The following is a 2,837-nucleotide window of genomic DNA, read 5'->3' as shown; positions in this document are numbered from 1 at the left end:
AATGCTTTTTTGTCCGCTTTGGATAGCAGCCCTTACCGCTTGTGCATCAAGAATTTGTTTTTTGGCTGGCTTCACTCCAGTGCTCGATAAAACCGGCAGTCTTTCCTGTCCGAGTACTTCTCTGGCTGCTGCAGCCAACCGCTCTACCGGTGTAAGCTGCACACCAAAGCTTTCTATTTTTTTTAGATTGGCGATCAACGCTTCTCGCAATGCCGGCGTTGCATTTGCCATATTTTTTTGCATTCGCCAACTATCTTGCGGATCGGCAGCATTTTTTGCTGCAATTACGGGCTTACCCAGCATCAAAGCTTGAAGCAGCACGGTACAAACTAGGTTATCAGCCAGAGTATGTGCCAATTTGGCTGCTGTATTTTGGGTTAGTACAGGCACCAAAACCACATCTGCAAGACGCAAATACTTTCCTGGATAAGGAGACTGGGTAGTAACAATTTGTGTACAATTCCCCAGTTTCTCTTTGATCCAGTTTTCGCCGATAATGGTTTCGGCTGCTTGTGAAAGCACAACCGTAATGTGCATGCCGCTGTCTTGTAATTTTTTTAATTCATCCAGGCCAACCTCTAGTCCAATGGTTCCCCCCGTAAAAATGGCCAATGCTTTATAAACTGGTTCTCTTGACTGTGCCGGCATCTGATAATCTGCCTGACCGAGCCGCCGTAGTACCTCAGCGGTAATTACCTCCACAAGTTTTTCAGTATCCACTTTAGCTCTCTCCTACTTGCACAGTGTAACCATATCGCCATTTTTAAGCTCTGCGGCATTGGCTTCATCTGTGTCAATGTGAAATTCCAGCCGGAAATCCGGCTTTACCCGAACAAGCACATTATCAAAGGTTCCGCCCCGGGGGCCTTGCACCCTAACTGTTACCCGGTCGCCATCGGCTACTTGAAAGGCTTTGGCATCCGCTTCATTCATGTGTATATGCCGGGCAGCGCAAATAACTCCTTGCGTAAGTGTAACCGCACCATTAGGACCAACGACAACAATGCCGGGTGACCCCTCAAGTTGGCCTGAGTCTCTTAGCGGCGGCACTACTCCTAAACTAAATCCATCGGTACGGGAAATTTCCACTTGCGTAAAGGTACGCACCGGCCCTAACACTCTTACATTACGTATAACCCCTTTAGGCCCAACCAAAGTCACTGTCTCTTTGGCAGCATACTCGCCTACTTGTCTAAGATCTTTGTCTTTAGTTAAGGCATAGCCGTTGCCAAACAGTATTTCGAGATGCTCGGCAGACAGGTGGATGTGGCGGTTGGATACACCTACCGGTATACCTTGCTCAGCGTTTTTGACTTGCTGTAATGCAGGCAGGGAAGCCAATACTTGTCTTACGATTTCTTCGATTATTTTCTGCTCCATCATCTCACCCCCGGATTGCCATTGTTAACATGCTACGCGCTCTTACTCCGCTTGGGGCAGTATTTTTTCAATATCGGTGTGAGGACGGGGAATCACATGAACAGATACCAATTCCCCTACCCGTTGAGCCGCAGCTGCACCACTGTCAGTAGCAGCTTTTACCGCCCCTACGTCACCACGAACCATCACAGTTACCAAACCTGAGCCAATTTTTTCATAACCAACCAAAGTTACGTTAGCGGCTTTTACCATAGCATCCGCAGCCTCAATAGCCCCTACCAAACCTTTGGTTTCTACCATTCCTAATGCCTCTCCACGCATAGTTATTCATCCTCCTTGTTGTTTTTGTCATAATGAATGCAAGTAACTCTAGGATCGCCTTTTTTCCTTGTGCACGCAGGATCACCGCATAAGTTGCATACTTCTGCCGAGTTCTGTACCGCAAAATTTGCCGCTGTTTGCTTGGCTGCTTGCTGTGGTGTTTGTGCTGGTACTGCAGCAGATTCTTGAGGAGCGTCAGCTTGCATGCTTTTGTTGCTATTTTCAGCAGCTACTCCTGCCGGCGGGGAAGAATTTTCCGCCCCCGACGCAGCTATGTTATCTCCAGAAAGGGTATCTGTCGGCGCTGGTTGCGCCAGTATATACCCTACCGTGTCTTTGGTAAGTACAATGGAATGTACTTCATTGTGCGGACGGGGTATAACATGTTTGGCAACCACTTTATTAATTTTGGCTGCAGCGGCTGAACCTGCATCCACCGCCGCTTTGACAGCCCCTACATCACCTTCAAGTTTGATAACCACCATGCCGCCACCTTTGGAAAGTTCATAGCCAATAAGTTCAACATTAGCGGCTTTAACTGCCGCATCAGCCGCTTGTATACCAGCAGCCAAACCTACGGTTTCAATCAGTCCTAAGGCGTTTTTTACCATGTATTCACCTCCCCATGGCCTTGCCATTTTCCTGTAATATTTTTAGGACAATTTCACGAACAGCTGTATAAAGCTCTGCTATATCCTTGTTAAGGTCATATTTATCGATACTTGCGTTATCTTTGTTGATTTCCCTTGGTTCACAGCCAACATGAACTGCTATTTCGTCTACGGCTTGCTCATCAGGCATGTTTTCTTTAAACGGCAACCCTTTTACCAGGCGCGCTGCATTGTAACCCAAAGTACGCCATGCTGCCAGCGAGCTTTCCCCCTCCAGTATAAACAGCGGCTGACTTTCTGGCATTTTATAGTAATGCACACACAGGCCATCAGGACTGATACCGATTCCTACCCCGAGCGGCGAGTTTTTGGCCCCCATATAAGCAAGGGTTACTGCATCTGCCGGAGCACCGCTAACCAATGAATAGGGTACTCCTTCTTCTTCCATGCCGGCCTTAATTTCCCGCAGCTTAGCTTCACAGTCGAAATCCGGATAGACACAAATCATTATGCTGGGTTTGTTTA

5 protein-coding genes are annotated in these 2,837 nt (G+C 47.6%); all 5 read right to left on the bottom strand.

Annotated elements, in window-relative coordinates; translation table 11 throughout:
• Positions 1 to 720: flavoprotein (locus AC29Z1_RS16005; protein WP_488272453.1), on the bottom strand; the 720-nt coding region annotated here is incomplete at its 3' end.
• 12 nt (positions 721 to 732) lie between these two features.
• Positions 733 to 1,380, bottom strand: coding sequence for a phosphate propanoyltransferase (gene pduL / locus AC29Z1_RS16000; protein ID WP_488272452.1), 648 nt, complete (start codon positions 1,378 to 1,380; stop codon positions 733 to 735).
• Between the two features lie 42 nt (positions 1,381 to 1,422).
• On the bottom strand, positions 1,423 to 1,701 hold the full coding sequence (gene eutM / locus AC29Z1_RS15995; protein ID WP_488272451.1) for an ethanolamine utilization microcompartment protein EutM: 279 nt from the start codon (positions 1,699 to 1,701) through the stop codon (positions 1,423 to 1,425).
• A 2-nt stretch (positions 1,702 to 1,703) separates the two neighbouring features.
• Positions 1,704 to 2,312, bottom strand: coding sequence for a BMC domain-containing protein (locus AC29Z1_RS15990; RefSeq protein WP_488272450.1), 609 nt, complete (start codon positions 2,310 to 2,312; stop codon positions 1,704 to 1,706).
• A gap of 4 nt (positions 2,313 to 2,316) precedes the next feature.
• On the bottom strand, positions 2,317 to 2,837 hold a 521-nt coding region (locus AC29Z1_RS15985; RefSeq protein WP_488272449.1), incomplete at its 5' end, for a glycerol dehydratase reactivase beta/small subunit family protein.

Source organism: Sporomusa sp. (genome assembly GCF_057736855.1).
The sequence above is the reverse complement of the archived record's forward strand: the minus strand, read 5'-3'. Positions and strand labels throughout refer to the sequence as shown.